18 protein-coding genes are annotated in these 17,122 nt (G+C 35.2%); 12 read left to right on the top strand and 6 right to left on the bottom strand.

Going from position 1 to position 17,122, the window contains the following annotated elements; all coding sequences use genetic code 11:
* The first annotated feature begins 101 nt into the window (after nucleotides 1-101).
* Both gltX and MNY28_RS02265 read left to right on the top strand, forming a co-directional pair.
* Nucleotides 102-1,367 carry a glutamate--tRNA ligase gene (gene gltX, locus MNY28_RS02270; RefSeq protein WP_346388785.1) on the top strand — a complete coding sequence of 422 codons (1,266 nt, stop codon included), beginning with the start codon at nucleotides 102-104 and terminating at the stop codon, nucleotides 1,365-1,367.
* Nucleotides 1,364-1,642 (top strand): YggT family protein, encoded by a 279-nt coding sequence (locus MNY28_RS02265; protein ID WP_346388784.1) that lies wholly within the window; start codon nucleotides 1,364-1,366, stop codon nucleotides 1,640-1,642. Before gltX ends, MNY28_RS02265 begins: the two co-directional genes overlap by 4 nt.
* An 11-nt stretch (nucleotides 1,643-1,653) precedes the next feature.
* Here the strand turns inward: MNY28_RS02265 and MNY28_RS02260 are convergent, their stop codons facing one another.
* Nucleotides 1,654-2,109, bottom strand: a complete 456-nt coding sequence (locus MNY28_RS02260) for a hypothetical protein (protein ID WP_346388783.1) — start codon at nucleotides 2,107-2,109, stop codon at nucleotides 1,654-1,656.
* A 97-nt stretch (nucleotides 2,110-2,206) separates the two neighbouring features.
* Between MNY28_RS02260 and mobB the strand changes: the two genes are divergently transcribed.
* The 7 genes from mobB to MNY28_RS02225 all read left to right on the top strand — a co-directional run bounded on the left by mobB (nucleotide 2,207) and on the right by MNY28_RS02225 (nucleotide 8,481).
* Nucleotides 2,207-2,710: a molybdopterin-guanine dinucleotide biosynthesis protein B gene (gene mobB / locus MNY28_RS02255; protein ID WP_151900283.1), complete on the top strand. Its 504-nt coding sequence runs from the start codon at nucleotides 2,207-2,209 to the stop codon at nucleotides 2,708-2,710.
* Between the two features lie 12 nt (nucleotides 2,711-2,722).
* Nucleotides 2,723-3,565 (top strand): class 1 fructose-bisphosphatase, encoded by an 843-nt coding sequence (locus MNY28_RS02250; RefSeq protein ID WP_346388782.1) that lies wholly within the window; start codon nucleotides 2,723-2,725, stop codon nucleotides 3,563-3,565.
* On the top strand, nucleotides 3,549-3,755 hold the full coding sequence (locus MNY28_RS02245; RefSeq protein WP_151900285.1) for a hypothetical protein: 207 nt from the start codon (nucleotides 3,549-3,551) through the stop codon (nucleotides 3,753-3,755). The genes MNY28_RS02250 and MNY28_RS02245 overlap by 17 nt, the downstream gene beginning before the upstream one ends.
* Before the next feature lie 61 nt (nucleotides 3,756-3,816).
* Nucleotides 3,817-5,763, top strand: a complete 1,947-nt coding sequence (metG, locus tag MNY28_RS02240; protein WP_151900286.1) for a methionine--tRNA ligase — start codon at nucleotides 3,817-3,819, stop codon at nucleotides 5,761-5,763.
* A complete protein-coding gene (locus tag MNY28_RS02235; RefSeq protein ID WP_346388781.1) occupies nucleotides 5,760-6,773 on the top strand; it encodes a hypothetical protein in 1,014 nt (337 codons plus the stop codon). The genes metG and MNY28_RS02235 overlap by 4 nt, the downstream gene beginning before the upstream one ends.
* A gap of 43 nt (nucleotides 6,774-6,816) precedes the next feature.
* The gene (locus MNY28_RS02230) at nucleotides 6,817-7,347 is read left to right on the top strand and encodes a YceI family protein (protein ID WP_346388780.1); all 531 of its coding nucleotides are present in this window, start codon (nucleotides 6,817-6,819) and stop codon (nucleotides 7,345-7,347) included.
* Nucleotides 7,348-8,481, top strand: a complete 1,134-nt coding sequence (locus tag MNY28_RS02225) for a substrate-binding domain-containing protein (RefSeq protein WP_346388779.1) — start codon at nucleotides 7,348-7,350, stop codon at nucleotides 8,479-8,481.
* Here MNY28_RS02225 and MNY28_RS02220 read toward each other — a convergent pair.
* From MNY28_RS02220 to MNY28_RS02210, 3 genes are read right to left on the bottom strand one after another with little or no spacing between them, the layout of a single operon-like run.
* Nucleotides 8,467-9,636, bottom strand: a complete 1,170-nt coding sequence (locus MNY28_RS02220) for a fused response regulator/phosphatase (RefSeq protein WP_346388778.1) — start codon at nucleotides 9,634-9,636, stop codon at nucleotides 8,467-8,469. The genes MNY28_RS02225 and MNY28_RS02220 overlap by 15 nt on opposite strands.
* A complete protein-coding gene (locus MNY28_RS02215) occupies nucleotides 9,629-11,950 on the bottom strand; it encodes an FIST N-terminal domain-containing protein (RefSeq protein ID WP_346388777.1) in 2,322 nt (773 codons plus the stop codon). Before MNY28_RS02215 ends, MNY28_RS02220 begins: the two co-directional genes overlap by 8 nt.
* Entirely contained in the window at nucleotides 11,937-13,655 is a 1,719-nt protein-coding gene (locus MNY28_RS02210) for an EAL domain-containing protein (RefSeq protein ID WP_346388776.1), read from the bottom strand. Before MNY28_RS02210 ends, MNY28_RS02215 begins: the two co-directional genes overlap by 14 nt.
* Before the next feature lie 211 nt (nucleotides 13,656-13,866).
* Here MNY28_RS02210 and MNY28_RS02205 point away from each other — a divergent pair, with 211 nt between their 5' ends.
* The gene (locus tag MNY28_RS02205; protein WP_346388775.1) at nucleotides 13,867-15,084 is read left to right on the top strand and encodes a putative glycoside hydrolase; all 1,218 of its coding nucleotides are present in this window, start codon (nucleotides 13,867-13,869) and stop codon (nucleotides 15,082-15,084) included.
* Here MNY28_RS02205 and MNY28_RS02200 read toward each other — a convergent pair.
* A complete protein-coding gene (locus MNY28_RS02200; RefSeq protein ID WP_151900293.1) occupies nucleotides 15,073-15,735 on the bottom strand; it encodes a SprT family zinc-dependent metalloprotease in 663 nt (220 codons plus the stop codon). The two genes, MNY28_RS02205 and MNY28_RS02200, sit on opposite strands and share 12 nt — an antisense overlap.
* Nucleotides 15,728-16,411 (bottom strand): 7-cyano-7-deazaguanine synthase QueC, encoded by a 684-nt coding sequence (gene queC / locus MNY28_RS02195; protein WP_151900294.1) that lies wholly within the window; start codon nucleotides 16,409-16,411, stop codon nucleotides 15,728-15,730. Before queC ends, MNY28_RS02200 begins: the two co-directional genes overlap by 8 nt.
* A 56-nt stretch (nucleotides 16,412-16,467) precedes the next feature.
* On the opposite strand from queC, the gene MNY28_RS02190 reads away from it, so the two are divergent.
* Together MNY28_RS02190 and ybeY are read left to right on the top strand one after the other, a co-directional pair.
* A complete protein-coding gene (locus MNY28_RS02190; RefSeq protein ID WP_151900295.1) occupies nucleotides 16,468-16,647 on the top strand; it encodes a hypothetical protein in 180 nt (59 codons plus the stop codon).
* Between the two features lie 50 nt (nucleotides 16,648-16,697).
* On the top strand, nucleotides 16,698-17,117 hold the full coding sequence (ybeY, locus tag MNY28_RS02185) for an rRNA maturation RNase YbeY (protein ID WP_346389034.1): 420 nt from the start codon (nucleotides 16,698-16,700) through the stop codon (nucleotides 17,115-17,117).
* Nucleotides 17,118-17,122: the final 5 nt, after the last annotated feature.

The raw sequence follows: 17,122 nt of genomic DNA, 5'->3' as shown, positions 1-17,122 counted from the left end.
TGCTTCACTTAATGGCATTGAAGGAGTACATTTTAACAAATCATAGCTTATAATTAATCAAAAGTTTGTTAGAATTACAAAAAATTTATCTAGGAATGTTAATGCTAAGATTTGCGTCCAGCCCTATTGGAGACATGCATATAAATGATTTAAGAATTGCACTCTTAAACTACATTGTATCAAAACAAAAAAATGAAGATTTCATTGTAAGAATAGAAGATATAGACAAAGAAAAAGTTATGCACAATAAAGACCAGGAAACCCTGGATATTTTAGGGCTTTTTGGAATTGAATATTCTCACGTGGTGTATCAAAGCCAAAACCTTCGTTTTCATTCGGCTATGGCTCTGCAACTTTTGCATGAGAAAAAAGCTTTTTCCTGTTTTTGTTCCGATGAATGGTTGCAAAAAAAGCGCAGTGAGGCAGAAAAAGCGCAAAAGGAGTACCATTATGATGATGCATGCAGAAATCTTCCTGCCGAACTTGTCATTGACAATACAGCCCCTTTTACTGTAAGAATAGTACGTCCTGATACACCAGTCATTGTAAAAGACCGGCTTAAAGGTGCAATCAGTTTTGAACCTGATGCTGTTGACAGTTTTGTGATCATGAATCACGATAAAACGCCTGCCTATGATTTTGCCTGTGCGGTAGATGATATGCTGAGTGATGTTTCAATGATTATTTGCGATGAAAAATATCTCAACAATACACCAAAACAGGTACATGTAAGAAACCAGCTCCAATATAACAAAGAGATTGAATATGCCCACCTGCACGGTATACAGAACAGTGTCAGTGTAAAACAGCTTTTGGAAGAAGGATATTTGCCCGAAGCTATTTCAAATTATTTAATATCAATCGGCAGCAATCCTCCAAAAGAGATTTTTACACTCAAAGAAGCGACAGAATGGTTTGACCTGGACAAACTTGCAGATAATCCTGTTCGTTTTGATCAGGATAGGCTGAAACAGATCAACAAAGAGCATTTAAAAAACCTGGATGCAACAGAGTTGTCTCGTTATGTAGGATTTGCCGACCCGGAAATCGGAGAACTTACACGTATTTATCTTGAAGAAGCGGGGACTACAAAAGAGTTGAAAGAAAAAATTGCTTCTATTTTTGCAAAAAGAGTTACTGCCCACGGATTTGCAGAAGAAATGGAGTCAATGGCAAAAGCGATAAAAAATGCGCCCTACTTTGAAGAGTATAATGATTTTAAAAACTATATCATGGATAAAACAGGGCTCAAAGATGAAAACTTTTTACAACCGTTGCGTATACTTCTTACAAATGCCGAACATGGGCCTGCTATAGAAAAAGTATATAAATATCTGAAAAACTATCTGAAGGAGATTATCAAATGAGTGCATTAGTTGAAATTATACAGGGGATCGGCGGAATTTTCATAGGACTTGTAAATGTCTATATCTGGGTGATTATTATTACAGCGCTGCTGAGTTTTGTGAATCCCGATCCATATAACCCTGTTGTGCAGTTTCTTCACAGAGTAACAAACCCGGCATACGCGTTCGTAAGAAGATTTATGCGAACAGATTTAAATGGTCTGGATTTCGCACCGCTTATCATTATTATAGCACTGCAGGTTCTTATTGTAATTTTACAGTCCATACTTTATTAAAGGTGTCCTCTTCAACGTTTAAAAGTCAGAATTGTACTGTTTTGTCCTAATTGGATTTTTAAATGCAAAGTCTCTTTGTTCTGCTTTGCAAATCCGACAAGGTAGTACTTGTTCCATTTTGCATGAAATGATGTAAGTGCTGTAAATTCATTTTGGACAGGTAATGATTCTACAAGGATTGCAGGTTTTTCGTTGAGATAAAATTCTACTTTGCTCTTTTTGTTTTTTTTATAAAGATAGAGATAGAAATATTCATAATCTTTGTAAATTTTCGGATCTGTTTTGTTTAAATACACAGCAGTTACAATTGCGACTACGTCAGCTTTTGTATTGACAACTTTGCTGCTTTGCAGATTGTCTTCGGCCAACTCTTGAGAATTTTTTAAATGAAATCTTTCAAATGCATTTTTTTGCGCGCACCCCCAAAAAGTTATCAGTAATAAGAGTATTGGTAGTAAAAATTTCATTTTTTGGCCCTATTCTTTTTTGGAATTATATCTTATTAAACTCTTCTTTTGTATAATGGCCTAAAATTTTTAAAGAAAAGTCACAAGGACTTATATATTGAAAAAAAGATTAGCAGTTGCATTTACCGGACCCTCTAACAGCGGTAAAACAACATTGATACTCAAAGTTGCCAGAAAACTCATACATGAACATCATTTGGAAGTAGCTATCATAAAGCATGACCCAAAAGACAAGGCTAGATTTGATGTTGTTGGTAAAGACAGTTACAAATTCAGTGATACCGGGGCAGAAGTCATTGTGACTTCTCCAAACAGAACAACCTACTTTTCACACCGTCATGCCGATTTGGATGAAATGATACGCATGTTTCGTGATTTTGATATTTTACTCGTTGAAGGGCTGAAAAATCTGCCCCTGCCAAGAATAAGCATATTTAGAAACAGTATAGATGAAGATTACTTTCCTTATATGAATGCGCTTGCTGTTGATGAAAGTATAGATATTGAAAAATACACTTTGCCAAAAGATGTTGATGTTTTAGATTTAAATGACACAGATGAAGTGATAACATGGATACAAAAAAATGCAAAAAAAGTTTAAAAAGGAAAAAAAATGAGAGATATATTTGATGCAATTCAAAAAAGTGCCAAAAGAATTAAAGAAGCAATTGATACAAAAGACATAGGATACTCACAGCTCGAAAACAGTTCTGGCGAAACACAGCTTGAACTTGACATAAAATGTGACATGATTATTGAAGAAGAATTTTCCAAAGTTACTTCTATCCATACGGTTGCCAGTGAAGAAAAAGAGCATGAAGAGGTTTTACATGAAAACGGCAAATATTTTATTGCCTACGACCCGCTTGACGGTTCATCATTAATAGATGTAAATTTGAGCGTAGGATCGATTTTTGGCATTTATGAGGGTGCGTTTGGAACACAAAAAATGGTTGCTGCCTGCTATGTTGTTTATGGTCCGCGCGTTGAAATGGTCTTTTCACAAAACAAAACAAAGCTTTATCTGCTGCAGGCCGGTGAATTTGAGTTTGTCAAAGAGATACGACTCAACGAAAAAGGCAAACTGATGGCTCCGGGAGGAACGCAGCAAAACTGGAAAAAATACCACAAAGCCATGATAGACGGTTTTTTTGCAGAGGGATACCGTCTGCGATACTCCGGCGGTATGGTACCTGACCTGCATCAGATTCTGCTCAAAGGCGGCGGACTTTTCAGCTATCCTGCTACAAGTGATAAACCAGAAGGAAAACTTCGCCGTTTGTTTGAAGTGTTTCCTTTTGCTTTTGTGTTTAAAACTTCAGGAGGAGAGGCCGTTGACGGAAAAGATGAAATTTTAACTCTTGGTCATGCACATATTCATGACACTTCACCATGTTTTTTTGGTTCAAAATATGAAATAGACCGAGTGAAAGAAGTATATGCAAGAAACGCATAAAAAGCCTAAAGACAAATTTGAACTGCATCTTGATGAAATGATACAAAAAGTTCAGGAGTGTCAAGAGCAAAAAAATCATAAAAGCTGCAGTGTGTGTGAACACTATTTTGGCTGTGAGCTGCGAAATGAATATATAAAAGCCGTTTATAACAGCATGTCAAAAGGCGAAACAGGCGGTTTTGAATTTTAATACTATTGGCAATAGTAAACATTTTAGATAAAATACATTAAATATTTAACAGGAACATACATTGAGTAAATACATAACAACACCTATATACTATGTCAACGGAGAGGCTCACATCGGGCATGCTTACACGACTTTCATTGCAGATACTCTGGCACGCTATGAGAGACTCAAAGGTGAAGATACTTTCTTTTTGACAGGAACAGATGAGCACGGACAAAAGATAGAAGAGTCTGCAAAAAAAGCAGGAAAACCTACACAGGAGTTTGCAGACGAAATCAGTGCGACTTTTAAGAATCTTTGGGATGAGTTTGGTATAAGTTATGATAAGTTTATACGAACAACTGATGAAGAACACAAAAAAGGTGTACAAAAAGCTTTTGAAGTGATGTATGCAAAAGGTGATATTTACAAGGACTTCTATGAAGGCCATTATTGTGTAAGTTGTGAAACATTTTTTCCCGAAACACAGCTTATAGACAGTGAATTTTGCCCTGACTGCGGAAGAACAACAAGTGTGGTAAAGGAAGAGAGCTATTTTTTCAGACTTTCAAACTATGAAGATAAGCTGCTGGAACATTATGCAAGTCATCCTGATTTTATTATGCCCCGCTCGCGTGCAAATGAAGTTGTAAATTTTGTAAAAGGCGGTCTGCGTGACCTTTCTGTAACACGCACATCATTTAGCTGGGGGGTGAAAATGCCTAAAAGTATCGGAGATGACAAACATGTTATGTATGTTTGGCTTGACGCACTTTTAAACTATATCACAGCTCTTGGTTATGGTTCGGATGAAAAACTTATGAATTATTGGCCGGCTGATGTTCATTTTGTCGGAAAAGATATTCTTCGTTTTCATGCTATTTACTGGCCTGCATTTTTAATGAGTCTGGATCTCCCTCTTCCTAAGCATATCGGTGCGCATGGCTGGTGGACACGAGACGGTGAAAAAATGAGCAAATCAAAAGGAAATGTTGTTTCTCCAAAAGAAGTTGCGGATGCCTATGGTGTAGAAAATCTCCGTTACTTTATGCTTAGAGAAGTTCCTTTTGGCCAAGACGGTGATTTTTCACAACGTGCTTTTATAGACCGTATAAACTCTGAACTTTCAAATGATCTTGGAAACCTGCTCAATCGTATCATAGGTATGAGTGGAAAATATTCTGATTTTCAAATAGACAGCGTAGATGTAGAAAAATACCATTCTAAAGAGATTGAGCAAATGAATCTGATTTTGGATTCTCTTGATACATTTTTAGAAAATCTGCAACCACACAGGTATCTTGAAGAACTGTGGAAACTTTTTGCAATAGGAAACGGTGTTATACAAGAGTATGAACCATGGGTAAAAATGAAAAACGGACAAAAAGACGAAGCACTCGCTACTGTAGCTGTTGTTGCAAATATACTGGCAAAAGCGGCTGTAATGCTTCACCCTGTTATGCCAAATACAACAAATATCATAGCGGATGCACTCTCTTTTGAAATAAATACAGCAAGTTACAAAGAGCTTATACTAGAGAAAAAACTGTTGAAATTATTTAATATTAAAAAGGTGCCGCCTCTTTTTCCTAGAATTGAAGAACCTTTGATGCAAGAAGTGCCAAAGGCAGAACCTGTGACAGCAACAAAAAAAGAACAAAGCTCCAAAAAACAAACAAAAGAGACGAAAAAAGAAAATGACAACCTTATTGAAATTGGTCAATTTTTTGAAACATCTCTGAAAGTCGGAACTGTTGTAGAAGCTGAGGAAGTACCAAAAAGTAAAAAACTTTTAAAATTACAGATTGATTTAGGCGAAGAGAATTTGAGACAGGTTGTTGCCGGTATAAAAGAGTTTTATTCTCCTGATAATTTGATAAATACTCAAGTGTGTGTTGTAGCCAACCTCAAACCTGCCAAGTTAATGGGAATGATAAGTGAAGGAATGCTTCTTGCTGCAAAAGATGAAGACGGTCTTTGTCTAATCAGACCGGAAAAACCTAAAAAAGCAGGCACACCTGTTGGATGAGACTGGAAAATACTTTAGCACTTATACACGGAGAACTGGTAAATACTCCCTTTGTAAGTAATTTTAACAATATTGTTTTTGATGCAAAAGCGGTGAAGAGAGGTGATCTTTTTATAGCTTTTGATGAAGGTTCCATAGAAGATGCTGTTTTTAACGGTGCCTACGGTGTAGTGTTTGACAAGCCTACGCAGATAACAGACAGTGAGATAGCCTGGATAAAAGTGAAAGATTTGGAAGACGCAATCAAACGACTTTTGCGTTTTGAACTTATCGCTAAAGAAATATCAGTATATGCCTGTGATGAGATTGTTCTCAAAATTGCTTTACAGGTTGTTACAGAACCGAGTTTCATCGCTTTGCACGGGGATATAAAAAGCATCTTTAAAGAGTTGTCAAATATAGAAAACGGTTCCACTCTTCTTTTTAGCCCTACTCTTACTTCTTCGGATTTATTTACAAAAATCAAAGAGTTGCCAAAAAGTAAGGCACAAAGTATCAATATCATTGAACAGACACTTTTTGAAACATCTTTCATTTATGACAATGTTTTTTATGAAAGACAACTTATCTCACCATTCTTTATGCCCTATCTTGAGCAACTGCTTTATCTTTTTAAAGTGCTGAAAATTAATTTCAGACTAAGAAAATTTACGCCGATTGATCATTTTGAAGCAGTTTTTACAAATAAAAGTTTTGAGATAAAAGAGTTTGGAACCAGTGACAAAGTATTGATATTTGAAAAAAGCACCTCTTTGATAGAGAATGAAATACTTTTTTTGCAAAAACAGGCAAGCTGGGCCAAAATTATTTATATTATTCCCTCTACATGTAAACAAAGGCTCGATGCTGATCTTCTGAAACAGAAAAATTTATTTTTTTATAAAAATAAAAATGAAATCAAAAATATTTTACAGGCAAACAATTTTCATTTTGCCCTGATAGTCGGTGTAGATAAATCAATACTGGAAAAACCTTTAATAAGGCAAACTCAACTGACTTTGGATTTTTAAAAAATAATGGTATATTATAAGAGTTAACTACAAAGGATAAAAAATGAAAAAAATCATATTAGCGTTACTTTTAGCCGGGGCTTCACTTTATGCACTTGAAGTGCAAAACACGACAGTAAAGTTTACCGCATTCAAAACATATGCGAAAAAAGGTGTAAGCGGCGTTTTTGACAAAATCAGAGTCAAAACACAAAAAGCGGATACAGTTACTACTCTTTTAAGAAATGCAACAGCGGAGATAGAAACATCAAGTGTCAACAGCGGCAACAAAGGCAGAGACGCAAAACTGGTTGCACAGTTTTTTAATGTTCAAGATGTGAAGCGCATTAAAGCAAAAATTATTGATGTTACAAAAAATACTCTTATATTGCAATTGAACATGAATAATAAAACCTTAAATATTCCTATGAGCTACAGTATTGCAAACAACACAGTTAATGCAAAAGGGACAATAGATTTGGCAGATTTTATGATGTTGCAGTCTTTGAAATCAATCAACAAGGCATGTTATACTCTTCATCAGGGTAAAACATGGCAAGATGTAAACATATACTTTACAATGCAATATAAATAGATGAATCGCAGAGATTTTCTAAGTACCGCAACACTCACTTCTGCAGCCATAGCCCTCGGTGGCTGTAATGAAGGGAACCATGTCGCAATAGACTATTCAAAACATCCTAAAAAACACAATGATGCTGTAAAAAATATTCATTTTAATAAAAACAAAAAAACAGTTATCAAGCTGGCAACAAGCTGGCCTGCACATTTCCCTATAATGGGAACCGGTGTTGAAGAGTTTGCACAGCGTCTTCATGCCATCAGCGGTGGCAGTTTGGAGATAAAAATTTATCCTAAAAATGTTCTTGTTCCTGCTTTGGCTGTCTTTGATGCCTGTTCCAGCGGGCAGATAGATGCTTTTCACTCCGGTCCCTATTACTGGAAAGGAAAAAATTCTGCTTTTTCTCTTTACAGTGGTATTCCTTTTGGTTTTACCGCTGAAGAAGTAAACTCATGGATGCTCTATGGTGACGGTATGAATTTATGGAGAGAACATTATGCAAAACACAATCTCTATCCGTTTTTAGGCGGAAACACAAATATTCAAATGGGCGGATGGTTTCGAAAACCTATAAACTCTTTGGCTGATATGCAGGGACTTAAAATGCGAATTCCCGGTCTTGGCGGAGAGGTTTTTTCACGCATGGGGGTCAATCCTGTTTTGTTGCCTGCGGGAGAAATTTATACTTCTTTAGAGCGTGGTGTCATTGATGCAACAGAGTGGGTGGGCCCTGCCCTTGACATTAAAATGGGGTTTTATAAAGTTGCTCCTTATTATTATTCCGGTTGGCATGAACCGGGTTCTGTTCTTGAATTAACATTCAATAAACATACATGGAACAAGCTTGCCAGTGAACATCAGTCTATGATTGAAGTGGCTGCAAGTGAAATGAATGCAAATATGGCAACGAAATTTCATCATGAGAATATCTACGCTTTGCAAAAACTCAAAAGTTTACATGTAACGCTTGCACAGTTTCCGGATGATGTAACCGAAGCCGGGAAAAAAGCACTTCAGGAAGTCATCCATGATCTCAGCAGCAAAAACAATGATTTTGCCGAAGTGTATGCCTCTATAAAAGCATACCTGAACCTTTCTAAAGAGTGGAGTGATGTGAGTCTCGGATATTTTCTAAATGTTCGATAACTCCTCTCTTTGTATAAATATATAAGTTATATCATCCTCCTGATCAAAAACCTGTTTTTTTCTTTTTGCTTCAAGTTCATTGATGTCTTTAGCTTCTTTAAAATCTTTTCCAAGGTACTTCCCGTAAAATTCCGAAGAATTTCTGACGGAGTTTTCATTGAGTCCGTCACTGAAAACAAGTATCTTGGATATTTTTTTTATATCAAGGATTGTAGTATTTATACTTTTTGTATAGCTTGCCAAAGGAGGATTGTTCGATTTTATTTTTGCAACATCATTACTGTCATCTTTTATACATAAAATCGCAGGCATGGAAAACATAGCATATTCCAGTCTCTCTTTACTGCTAAAATAGAGAAAAGTTGCACAGATAACCTCTTCTTCAAGTAAATTCGGCGCGATAAACTCCAAAAGCTGTTTTATGAGTTGTGTTAAAGAAAAATTTTTGTTTTTTATCATTTGATTTATTATGTTGTTCGCAGATGCACTGCACAGCATGGCTGTAACAGCTGCCGATATTCCTTTTCCCATACCGTCAACCAAAAACATAAAATATCCATCATCTGAAATCTTTCTTATAATATAACTGTCCCCGCTTAAAATATCTTTTGGTTGATAAAAAACTTCACATGTAAAGTGTAAAAAATTTTTATTTTCCTGCAGGTCATTTTTTATAATTGTTGTCTCTTTTTGATAGGTTAAAGTTTCCTGATAATTAGAGTAACAGAGTTTTTGCTGTTGTGCCTGCATCAGCAGTCTGTCTGCCAATACCGATTTTGCGACAAACTCCAAAGTAGAAAAAATTGACTGTGAGGAAATCGGTTTTTTTATAAAACTTGTAATACGAAGATCAATTGCAGTGCGTAACATTTCCAAACTTTCTAAGGCAGTCAATAAAATAATGGGGATACCGGCATCACATTCTCTTATTTTTTCACTCATTTGCAAACCGTTCATTACGGGCATAGAGTAATCTGTCAATACGATGTCAACTTGTTTCTTTTGAAACACATTCAAGCCCTCAGCACCGTTATATGCTGTATATACATTTTTAAAAAGCATAGAAAAGAGCGTTGTGTAAATATCCATAACATTTGTATCATCTTCAACACAGAGTATATTTAAGCTAGTGTAAATTTTTAGATTATCATTCACTTTCGCATCCTAATATAATCGTAAATTCAGATCCGTCTTGTAAACTGTGTACATATATATCACCATTAAGATTTTCTTTGATTATTTTTTTACTCATATAAAGCCCCAGACCTGTTCCTTTACCCTGCTCTTTTGTTGTAAAATAAGGTTCAAAAATTCTCTCTATTATAGCAGGTTTTATGCCTCCTGCATTATCTATGACTTTTACAGTGCATGTATTATTCTCCCTAAATGCTTTGAATATAATCTTTTTATGTTTATTTTCATGTTCTTCAAAAGCATCTCGGGCATTTGAAATAAAATTAATTAAAACATGCTCTAAATCTTTTCTGTAGGTGAAAAGTGCTAATCCCTCCTCTACATCTGTTAAAAAATTAATATTGTGATTTTTAAGCTGTGCCCCCATTAAATGTAAAATATCACTTATAACCTGTTCTATTTTTATCAATTCTTTTTCATTGACAGGTTTTGTGAAATTCATAAAATCATTAATGGTATTTGACATTTCTTGCGCCATGTTTTCTATAAAAAGAGTTGTTTCACTTATTTTCTCGCTTGTTATAATATTCATATCATTTTGCATACTAAGCTGAATTGCAGATGCACTAATTGCATTCAAAGGCTGTCTCCATTGATGCGCTATCATATTTATCATTTCACCCATCTGTGCAAGTTTTGACTGTTGAGAAATAATATTATCTTTTACTTTTATATCAGTCAAGTCTAAAGATGTTCCTATGATTTTTATCGGTTTATTATTCTCAAATACCATTTTTGCACTTTCAAAAAGTGTAATTATTTTTCCGTCTTCTCTTTTGAGTCGTATTTCCATGCTGTGAACAGAGCCATCATTTAATGCTTTTTGTGCCTGCATTAGCTGAGCTCTGTCTTCTTCTAAAACCATATTTACAAACTCAAGGTAACTAGGTTCCCCAAGAGAAATATCTCTGTTGAAAATTTTAAAACTCTCTTTTGACCATGTGATTTTATTGGTTTTTAGATCTAATTCCCAACTGCCTATATGCGATATCTCTTGTATATGAGCAAGGGTGTTGTTTTTTGCTTCTAACTCTTTTTTTAATATTTGAAGTTTATTGTTTTCTTCTTGCAACTCTTTTGTTGTAACATCCAATATATGCATTAAAGCAGCATAGGTTTTCTTTTTTGATCTGAAATCTTCATCTTTTTTATCAAGAAAATTTATTTGATGATTAGTTTCAGATATAACATTGGACTCAGATAAAGCTATAGCGGTTAATGTTTCATTTAACAGCTCCGGTTTTTTTTCTGTATAAAACTCGCCATAAGTAAAGAATCCGCTTGTCGGTGCCAAATCTGCAAAGGGCATAATTTCATCTTCTGTTAAGCCAGACATAAAACGGCGACGAGCCATACAGGAGTATATAAAAAAAGTCTCAACATTGATATTGGAAACTTTGACTGGGTTCATTACTATTTTTTCAGCATCTCCGACACCAAAATATATTTTCATTCCTTCTAATAAATTTCCGGCAAAGCTTAAGCTGCCGTCTGTATGCTTGGTCGTGATAGCTCTTGCAACATCAACCCCGTTTTTTGTTGTAATCAGAGGAAATTCTATTCCGGTAACAGGCAAATTGTCAGTTACGTCTGAACCTAAATATTTTTTATAAAAATCAACTGCTGTCATATTATCTATCGTGTAAACTCTGTTTTTTTCTGACTTGGTAATAACATGTTGACGCCCTACTTTGTTCCAGCCAAAATGATATAAACTCGTTACATGTAACATGTCAGAATCCAATGCAACCGCTACTGCACCTTTATCATACAGTTTATTTTGCAAGCCAATGTAGCAGTTGTCAAATTTTGCATTATCACCGGAAAGCCCACCGGCAATTTTTACATGCGGTGCAACACAATAGATACCGTTTAAAAACTCTTCTCCATTACACAATAAACCGTCAGCAAAGACAATGAGTAGTTTTGTTCTTGGTGTTACAAGCTCTTTTGCAAGTTTTACACCGTTATCAAAATCAGAATCTATTTGTGTATATGCCAGATGCAAACAGGTTGTTTCAAATATTGACACAGAAACAACTGTTGTGAATTGAAAAATTTTATTTTCAAAAATTTCTCCATCGGTGGAGGAAGCTATAATTTTGGCATTTTTAAATTTTGATGATAAAAATCTCAAAATTTCTTCAAATCTTCGTTTGTTTTGTCCTGAAAAAACCTGTATAAGAATAGCGTTGCCCTGTATAATTTCTTCATAATCTTCACTAAAGATTTCAGGCAAATTATCTTCACTTATAAGATAATTATATGTTTTCATGATTTGTGTCCTTTGCAGTATCTTCAGTAGATAAGTGCGGTTTAGGTTCATAAAAATAATAGCCTTGCGAATATTCAATTCCCAGTGTTTCTACAGTATAGGCAACCTCTTGCGAATGAACATACTCTGCTATAACCTTTGCACCGATACTTTTGGCAAAATCAGTCATAGTTTTAACAATAGAGTAACTTTTTGCATTTGTATCAATATTTTTTACAAAACTGCCATCAATTTTTATAAAATCTATATTCATAGCGTGCACCCTTTCAAAATTAGAATTTTGGGCACCAAAATCATCTATGGCAATACTAAAACCGATATTTTTCAATTCCATTAACTGTTCCAAAGAATTTTGAGCTCCTGTAGCACTAATACCTTCGAGCACTTCTAAGATAACACGGGAAGGTTCAATATTGTATTGTAAAAGTTTTTTTAAAAAATACTCTTTTAAATAGTTGTTATGTAAATCTATTTCCGTAATATTAATTGAAAAATCAAATTTATTATGTTTAAAAATCTGAAATGATTTGTCTATCATAATTTTTGTAATTTCGGGAATAAGTCCTATAATTTCAGCTATATTAATAAATTCAAATGGAGAATAGGTTTTTTCGGCATTTACTATTCTTGCAAGACACTCATATTTGTAAACTTTATGCGTTTTATTGTCAACAATAGGCTGAAAGTAAGGAACAACACAGTCATTTTTAATTGCATCTCTTATAATCGGAGAATATTTTTGTATTTGAGCTTGAAGTTTTTCAATCAGCAGGTCCTGAGAATATATTTTAATGATATTTCTTCCTTGTTTTTTTGCTTCTTTTAGTGCAATGTATGCATGTTTCAGGAGCTTGTCATCTCCTTTGGCAATAGCCATGGTTACAGTAAATTTAATATCAATGTCATACAGTTTTATAACAGATTCGGCTATAATGTTTTGTAATTTTTTTGCATATGCCATAAGTGCATTCTCGTTCAGTTTACATGTAAGAGCAAATTCGTCATTTCCCAAGTAGAATAGACTCGAATGAGGAGGTCTGTTTTTTGTCAATAATTTTGCTAAAAAAACAATACTCTTATCACCGATTTCATAACCATATACTACATTAATGCTGTCAAAGTTATCGATATTTAGCAAAATAAGCACTGTATCGGTTTCTGTGTTTTTTAATGCTTTGTTTAAAGCAAAACGATTTTGCAAACCGGTTAATTTATCGGTTACTGCCTGCTGATGTATAACTTGTGTTTTTGTATTTATCTCTTCTTCAAGCTTTTTTCTGTAACCCTGCATCATTCTGCCGGCTAGAATACTTTCAGCTAATTTTCTAATAAGCAATACCGTTTTATCCATTTTTATAGGCTTTAAAAGAAAACCGTCTACGCCAAGTTCTATGGCTTTAAGCAGATAGTCTGTGATGTTATATGCGGAGATGATTACAACTTTTTGCATAGGATTGTTTTCTTTAATGAGTTTGGTTAACTTCAATCCATCCATTTTTGGCATGCTGATATCTGTAAACACAATATCATACTGAGAGTTTTGATATTTTTGCCAACCGTCTTCACCATCAACTGCAACATCTACACTTTGAAACAGTATATCAAATATCATTATAGTTTGTTCTCTAACAGTTCTTTCATCTTCTACATAAAGTACACGTATCTCTTTTGTCTGTTCTGATAAAACTTTTATTTCCGTTAACATTGCAGGAACCTTTATAAATTTTTTGACTTGCTCTAGATTGTGGCACTCAAACATTTATTAATATATTCTATAATGATGTTGTGTTTAGTACATTGTACTTTAACTAAATTTAATATCACATTAAAATCGCTGTCTGCAAACAAAGCGCAATTGTCCTCTGTTTGCTTAATCTATAGTAAGATTGCAAAAAAAATTACCTAAAGGGATTTTCTTGAAAAAACTGCTATTTTTATTATTTTTGTTTTCATCCCTGCTTTTTGCCTCTTTTGGTGGAACTATTGTAGATATACACACTTTGCGACCTATAGCATCTGCTTTCATCAGTGACTCAAAAAACAGTGTCAAAAGTGACGAAAACGGTTCGTTCTTTATAGCTTCAAAAGAAAACAGATACCATATCAAAGCCTATGGATACAGACCTTATACGTTTACATCTGATACAAACACAACAACATTGAAACTTGAACCCATTCAGGTAAAAGCACTCTACTTAACCTTCTGGGGTGCCAGCAACAACTCCGGTACGTTAAAAAAAATACTCCATCTCATAGAGACAACCGAGGCAAATGCCGTGGTGGTAGATGTTAAAAACGAATACGGTTCTACCCAGTTTTGGACCGGCTTCAAGCAGGCCAATGAGTATGGTGCCTACAAGCAGCGTACGAACAGAGATATTAAAAAATTTATAAAAACTATGAAAGAGCGGCATATCTATACCATTGCCAGAATTGTAACCTTTAAAGATGAACTGCAGGCTTCTCACAATATTGACTACGCCATCAAAAAAAATAAAAAAATATGGAGAAATCATGACAATATGGCCTGGGTGGACCCTTTTGACAAACGTGCGCACAATTATGCCATATCTATTGCCGAAGAAGCTGCAAAGGCCGGCTATGATGAAATCAATTTTGACTATATCCGTTTTCCTGCAAAAAAAGGATTGCAGTTTTGTAGACAATGCACGCAACCAAACCGGATAAAAGCAATAGAGAGTTTTTTGAAAGAGGCACAGAGAAGATTAAAAAAATACGGTGTTTTTATCTCTGTTGACACCTATGGAAATATTTGCTGGGCAAAAGATGACAACGGCATAGGACAGACTGTTACATCATTGGCAAATTACGCAGACTACTTATGCCCGATGCTCTACCCTTCAGGCTTTTCAAGCGGCTCTTTTTATTTTAAGTATCCGGCGAAACACCCCTATGAGGTTGTATATCGAAGTATAAAAAAGATTCAAGACAGAATTCCAAGCAATAGAGTCCGCCCATGGCTGCAGTATTTTAAAGATTATACATCTTCAAGAAAAGCGTATAAGAGAGAAGAGATACAGGCACAAATCAAAGCTGCAGAGGATATAGGAACAAACGGATGGATGCTCTGGTCGCCTTCAAGCAAGTATCATCAGGAATATTTACAAAGATAGAGAAATGTTTTTCAGTTTTTTTCTGAGTACTTTTGCGTGAGGCAGGTATTTTCCAACCAGGTCATGAAAATCTTTTGAGTGGTTCATATGGACAAGATGTGCAAGTTCGTGGACTATTACATAATCTATCAGCTCTTTATGTACTTTTATCAGTTGGGTGTTGAATGTAATGATTTTTGCAGAGCTACAGCTTCCCCACCGGCTTTTCATCTTTCTGAATTTTAAAGTTTTGTATTCCTGTTGCATTATCTGGGCAAAATAGTCTACTCTCTGAGGCAGATACTCTTTGGCTGTATATGTATAAAAATTATCATATGCAGACAGAACTTTTGTCTTGTCTGATGTTTGCAAGCGCTGCAGTTTTTTTCGCAGGTAATGCGCTTCATCACTGTCTATACTGTAGATTTCACCAAACAGCAGCACTTCATCCTCCAGGTTTACATGTAAAGGCTTGCGCAGAGAATTTTTATGTAACTGTTTTCGAATCCAGGACTCTTTATCCTGAAAAAACTCTATCGCATACTTTTTTTGCCTGTATGGCGTTTTTATAATAATACTTGAATCATGCTTTATCTGTATGTAACTGTGCTTAAGTTTTGGAGCATATACAAGCTGTGCCGTAAGCTCTTTACATGTAACCGTTTTATGCATAGGGAATCGGGTCGCTCACGCCTGCTTTTTCAAAGCCGTTTAAACGGAGTCTGCAGCTGTCGCACACACCGCAGGCCTTGTCTTCGTTTTTATAGCAACTCCATGTCAGTTCCAAAGGAACATTCAGTTTTAGGGCTTCTTCTACGATCTGCGATTTTTTGAGATGCACCAGTGGCATTTTTATTTCTATCTTTGTGTCATCTTTTGTGCCTAGATTGATTGCTTTTTGCATAGCCTGTATATATTCTTCCCTGCAATCCGGATACCCGCTGCTGTCCTCTTCAACAACTCCTATACTGATAACCTCCGCACCCTCTTTTTCAGCTATTGCTGCGGCCATAGAGAGAAATATGCCGTTTCTAAACGGTACATACGTTACAGGAACACCCTCTTCTACTCCGCCTGTAGGTACTTCTATGTTTATGTCTGTCAGTGCAGAAGCACCAAGTTGTTTGAAAAAATCCAAATCTAAAATATACTTTTGCTTTACATGTAAACTTTGACATATATTTTCAAAACATGCAAGCTCTTTTGCCTGTGTTCTTTGGTCATAATTAAAATGAACTGCTATAACTTCATAGCCTTGATTCTTCATCATATAGGCGCTTAATGTAGAATCCATTCCTCCGCTCATTATGCAAACAGCTTTTTTATTTGTGTTATTTTCTTTTTTCATGGTACAATTTTACCATAAGTGTTATATACTTTAGTATTTCAAACAAGGAGGAAGTTATGGAAGTATCATCTTCAACACAAACTTCATCAGGGCTGGGACAAACAGATATTATGAAAAAAGCGCAGGATGTACAGGCGCAGCAGATAGAAAAAATCATTCAGGCTGCTCAGGAGCAATCCAAACAAATGACTGCACAAAAAACCGGTGTAGGAAGCAATCTTAATATTACAGGCTGAATTTCTCCTCTTTCTTGGCAGATGTTTTCTCATCTGCTATAATTCCACTTATGATAGATATTGACAACAAAACTTCTTTTGAAGTAAACAACACGCTGCTGCAAAAAATTGCTTTAAGTATGACAGATAAAGACATAGAACTTGTCATTACTGCAAATGATGAGATACGGCAAATAAACAAAGAGTATAGAAACATAGACAAACCAACCGATGTGCTCAGTTTTCCCTATGAAGAGATGCCTATGAGTCCACTTGGAAGCATAGTTGTTTCTTATGATTTTGTACGTGAAAAAGCTGCAGAGTTCAAGCATACACAAGAAGATGAATTTACACTCCTTTTTATACACGGACTTTTACATCTCCTTGGATATGATCATGAAACAGATAATGGTCAAATGCGAGAAGAAGAAGAACGGCTCATTAATGAGTTTCATCTTCCGAAAAGTTTGATAGTAAGAACACAGGGATAGGTACT

It is taken from the genome of Sulfurimonas sp. NWX367, assembly GCF_039667065.1.
GTDB lineage: Bacteria > Campylobacterota > Campylobacteria > Campylobacterales > Sulfurimonadaceae > Sulfurimonas > Sulfurimonas hydrogeniphila.
Note: the sequence above shows the minus strand (reverse complement) of the source record. Positions and strands in the feature narration are given on the sequence as shown.

Coding starts and splice junctions, on each gene's coding strand:
- ybeY (WP_346389034.1), top strand. CDS start 16,698: ATGATAGATATTGACAACAAAACTTCTTTTGAAGTAAACAACACGCTG.
- MNY28_RS02215 (WP_346388777.1), bottom strand. CDS start 11,950: ATGAAAACATATAATTATCTTATAAGTGAAGATAATTTGCCTGAAATC.
- MNY28_RS02225 (WP_346388779.1), top strand. CDS start 7,348: ATGAATCGCAGAGATTTTCTAAGTACCGCAACACTCACTTCTGCAGCC.
- gltX (WP_346388785.1), top strand. CDS start 102: ATGCTAAGATTTGCGTCCAGCCCTATTGGAGACATGCATATAAATGAT.
- MNY28_RS02260 (WP_346388783.1), bottom strand. CDS start 2,109: ATGAAATTTTTACTACCAATACTCTTATTACTGATAACTTTTTGGGGG.
- MNY28_RS02200 (WP_151900293.1), bottom strand. CDS start 15,735: ATGCATAAAACGGTTACATGTAAAGAGCTTACGGCACAGCTTGTATAT.
- MNY28_RS02235 (WP_346388781.1), top strand. CDS start 5,760: ATGAGACTGGAAAATACTTTAGCACTTATACACGGAGAACTGGTAAAT.
- MNY28_RS02210 (WP_346388776.1), bottom strand. CDS start 13,655: ATGTTAACGGAAATAAAAGTTTTATCAGAACAGACAAAAGAGATACGT.
- MNY28_RS02230 (WP_346388780.1), top strand. CDS start 6,817: ATGAAAAAAATCATATTAGCGTTACTTTTAGCCGGGGCTTCACTTTAT.
- MNY28_RS02265 (WP_346388784.1), top strand. CDS start 1,364: ATGAGTGCATTAGTTGAAATTATACAGGGGATCGGCGGAATTTTCATA.
- MNY28_RS02250 (WP_346388782.1), top strand. CDS start 2,723: ATGAGAGATATATTTGATGCAATTCAAAAAAGTGCCAAAAGAATTAAA.
- MNY28_RS02245 (WP_151900285.1), top strand. CDS start 3,549: ATGCAAGAAACGCATAAAAAGCCTAAAGACAAATTTGAACTGCATCTT.
- queC (WP_151900294.1), bottom strand. CDS start 16,411: ATGAAAAAAGAAAATAACACAAATAAAAAAGCTGTTTGCATAATGAGC.
- MNY28_RS02190 (WP_151900295.1), top strand. CDS start 16,468: ATGGAAGTATCATCTTCAACACAAACTTCATCAGGGCTGGGACAAACA.